The sequence below is a fragment of the Acinetobacter sp. genome, from assembly GCF_041911495.1.
Lineage (GTDB): Bacteria > Pseudomonadota > Gammaproteobacteria > Pseudomonadales > Moraxellaceae > Acinetobacter.
On the sequence record NZ_JAYROT010000045.1, the window covers coordinates 1 to 3,492 of the forward strand.

Consider the following 3,492-nt stretch of genomic DNA (forward strand, 5'->3'; position numbering starts at 1 on the left):
ACATAAACGAGGCATGAAACGCAGAGAATGGTCACCCCCTTGTCAAATTTCATAACGAAGTTTATGGCAATTTTAGCCATAACCTGAACAAGGGTAAAGCACTGCTTTACTCGCAGTGCAAGGCGAAGCAGGACAAGGATGTTTTTTGACGCTACGTTGTTATGAATGAATCATTTAGAATGACTAAATTTCTTCATTCATTCCTAGTATCGCCTAAAAAACATCCGTTGTCGCAAGCATCTGTGAAATGTCAACAGACCCTATTGATTAAGCTGTCAAAAACAATCCTTTTCCAATCGTATCAATCAGCTCTAGAATGAGTACTTTTTCTTGTGCTGTCAATTGATCGGGATCAATATATTTCCAACGCTTTTCATAAAGTTGAAAAGCAACTTCGGGTTGGATAATTTCAGCTTTAACATCCCACAAAATGCTATCTAAAGCAGGATATTCATTGCGATGAATCTGTCGCATTTCTTACCTCTCTTTAGAAATCAATTGAATGTGATTTTAATATAGCACAGAAAAATGATACAACTTGCTAGCAATGAACAATTAAAATTTATAAAAGCTTCGGCATATCCGAAAGTTCATTACCTTGTGGGTCAACTTTCTGCTCTGAATCTTTAGTTTCATGTTGAATATAAAATTGATGCAAGGTTTCACCGAATTGCTCGACCGCATGACAGATCCCATCAGCAAATTGATCTTTTTTAAAGAATGGTAGCATCGACTGGCAGACTGTTTGCCAATAGTCATCTGTCACCGCTTGATGAATCCCTCGATCTGCAACGATCTCGACATCATGTTCACAGAGATTGAGATAGATCAGTACACCACTATTATATTCGGTGTCCCATACTCGATGTTCGGCAAAGAGTTGCTCGGCACGTTGCCGACAGCTGTATTGGAATGCAATATCACTCGGCAAGCTCCCCTCGATGATGACTTGGATTTCACCACGATGTCCATGCTCTGCATCTCGAATACGATCTGCGATTTGCTGTGCTTGAGTGGGATTAATCACACTTGTACTGGATTTAAAATAAAACACGTGCTTTAGCCAGCGTTTCAAACTTGGCTGTGCTTGGCTTTGACTGTGTCGTGTGGTGAAGATCGTTTCATCATCCACGTGTTTGATCGTGCTGTCCACAATCGTGTTATTTTGCGTTGTTTGTTTTACCATGAGCCTGATGCTCCTCCACCGCCAAAGCCTCCACCGCCTCCACTGTAGCCTCCGCCACCAAATCCACCGCCACTGCTTCCGCCCCCTCCACGACCTCCACCGCTCAAGAATGCTTGGAAAAGGATTTGCGCAAGCGAGCTAATCACGAGGAAAAACATGCCAAAACCTAGTGCCAAGCTCATGGTTAAACCAATACCATTCACCATACCCAAAGCCGTGCCTGCAACACCTGCGCCAAATGCTGAGATTTTCCGACCGAACCATGCCGATGCGATCACCGCACCTACGAGTATAAACAGTGAAAATCCAAAAGTATTTTGCTGTGCTTGCTGTTGCTGATGGGCTTCGGCTTGACGTTGTTTCAGCTCTTCGGCAGCTTGTTGTGCCACTTCAGGGTCTTGACTGAGGATACGGTCTATTTCCGTCAATGCATCATTTAAGCCTTGTGCATATTGCTGTTGTTTAAATTGCGGTTTGATTTGGTTTTCAATGATTTGATGATTGATAATATCAGGCAACACGCCTTCCAAACCGTAACCTGTTAGGATTTGAATACGTCGATCATTAAGCGCTACAACAATGAGCAAACCATTATCACGCTCGGCTGAGCCTAACTTCCACTCATCGGCGACACGCATTCCGTATTGAAAAATATCTTCTTGTCCTGTGCTAGGGACGATCACGATACCAATTTGCGCCTTGCCTTGTTGGTAGATATTTTGAATCTTTTGCGTGAGCTGTGCATTTTCAGCCGAACTTAACACATTGGCTTGATCAATGATCGGTGCATTGAGCTGTGCAGGTAGTTCACGCTGAATGATACTTTCATCAGGTGATGCAGTATTGGTTGCAGTTGCAGTCGTTGATGCGCTGTTGTGTTGATTGTTGCTTTGTTGATTTTGACTATTTGTTTGCTGATTTGCTTGTTGCTGATTTGTTTGTTGATTATTAATTTGTGGAATCGCTTGATGATCTTTTAAGACTTTCCCTGCGACGATAAGTTCTTCAACGTCGCTATCGACGGCAACGGCTTCTTCCGCATAGCTGTTGTGCGACGATAACGCTGTAAATAAAACGCTAAAGCACAGTACAAAACATGCAAGTGTAAACTTCCATGCAGTATGAACCTGTTTAGACAATAATCGTTTAGTCATCTTGATCAAATTATAAAGTGAAATAAACCAATCACAAATTATTCAAAACTCACCGTTGGCGCAGTTGAAGCACCTGCTTCTGCTTTAAAGTTTGGCTTGGTATCCATGCCAATCACTTTTGCGGTCATCACTTGTGGGAACTGTCGTGCGTAGCTATTAAAGTCCTGCACACTGCTGATATAGCGATTACGTGCTACAGCGATACGATTTTCCGTACCTTCGAGTTGGACTTGTAAGGCTTGGAATTGCGCATTGGCTTTGAGATCAGGATAGTTTTCTGATACGGCGATCAAGCGTGATAATGCGCCTGTCAACTGTGCTTGAGCTTGTTGGTATTTTTCAAAAAGTGCTGGATCATTCAGCACTTCCGCATCGACTTTTAAACCCGCCACATTCGAACGTGCTTGGGTGACTTCAGTCAACACTTGCTCTTCATGTGCTGCATAACCTTTCACCACATTCACTAGATTTGGCACAAGATCGGCACGGCGTTGATATTGGTTTTCCACCTCAGACCATGACGCAGTGACCGCTTCATCTTTGACTTGCAAAGTGTTGTAGCCACAACCTGTTAAGCTTAAACTCGCCACCAAAGCAGTTGCCGTCATTGTTTTTTTCAATACATTCATAAGACTACCCGAATTGTTCATTAATTTTCTTGAGTTATCTCATTGTATCAATTCAAAATGATCTTTCTATTTCAATTTGTATTTTTTTCAAAATATTGTCTCGTCCTAAAATAGATTGACAGTATTTCATTTAAAACCGAATTAAGCAATTAGCTCGGTTTACTCTTTCTCATACATCTGATTAGGGGTCAACATGTTTAAACTTAAATGTGGTCTATAGCAGTTATATATGATGACTGACTCCGCAATTAAATGCTCAAGTTCCTCCTTTGTTTTACATCGTGTAGTTAAAAACTCCTGCTTTAATATTCCATTAATCCGCTCTGCTAATGCATTCTGGTAACAGTCTCCTCCATCTGTCATGGAAGGACATATCCCATAATGGCGCAATGCCGATTGATATAGCTCAGAGCAATACTGAGAGCCTCTGTCTGAATGATGAATCATCCTAGTCGCTCGATCCTTCACATGCTGCATCGCCATATGTAGAGCCTGCACAACATTCTCCGCACGCATATCATTC

Annotated in this window: 5 protein-coding genes; all 5 read right to left on the reverse strand. The window is 42.0% G+C overall.

All coding sequences use genetic code 11. The annotated features are described in order from the left end of the window. Positions 1 to 267: 267 nt before the first annotated feature. Positions 268 to 474: a hypothetical protein gene (locus tag ACE3PQ_RS06010; protein WP_298891428.1), complete on the reverse strand. Its 207-nt coding sequence runs from the start codon at positions 472 to 474 to the stop codon at positions 268 to 270. Positions 475 to 562: 88 nt separating this feature from the next. Continuing rightward, the gene (locus tag ACE3PQ_RS06015) at positions 563 to 1,186 is read right to left on the reverse strand and encodes a TPM domain-containing protein (RefSeq protein ID WP_374296116.1); all 624 of its coding nucleotides are present in this window, start codon (positions 1,184 to 1,186) and stop codon (positions 563 to 565) included. Further along, positions 1,180 to 2,346: a YgcG family protein gene (locus ACE3PQ_RS06020; protein ID WP_374296122.1), complete on the reverse strand. Its 1,167-nt coding sequence runs from the start codon at positions 2,344 to 2,346 to the stop codon at positions 1,180 to 1,182. Before ACE3PQ_RS06020 ends, ACE3PQ_RS06015 begins: the two co-directional genes overlap by 7 nt. 32 nt (positions 2,347 to 2,378) lie before the next feature. Further along, a complete protein-coding gene (locus tag ACE3PQ_RS06025; protein WP_374296118.1) occupies positions 2,379 to 2,969 on the reverse strand; it encodes a LemA family protein in 591 nt (196 codons plus the stop codon). Between the two features lie 159 nt (positions 2,970 to 3,128). Continuing rightward, positions 3,129 to 3,492 (reverse strand): transposase (locus tag ACE3PQ_RS06030; protein ID WP_374296120.1); only part of this gene is annotated, 364 nt, incomplete at its 5' end.

What these genes read in the sequence shown, in the direction of transcription:
- ACE3PQ_RS06015 (WP_374296116.1), bottom strand. Translation starts at nt 1,186, where the DNA reads ATGGTAAAACAAACAACGCAAAATAACACGATTGTGGACAGCACGATC.
- ACE3PQ_RS06010 (WP_298891428.1), bottom strand. Translation starts at nt 474, where the DNA reads ATGCGACAGATTCATCGCAATGAATATCCTGCTTTAGATAGCATTTTG.
- ACE3PQ_RS06025 (WP_374296118.1), bottom strand. Translation starts at nt 2,969, where the DNA reads ATGAATGTATTGAAAAAAACAATGACGGCAACTGCTTTGGTGGCGAGT.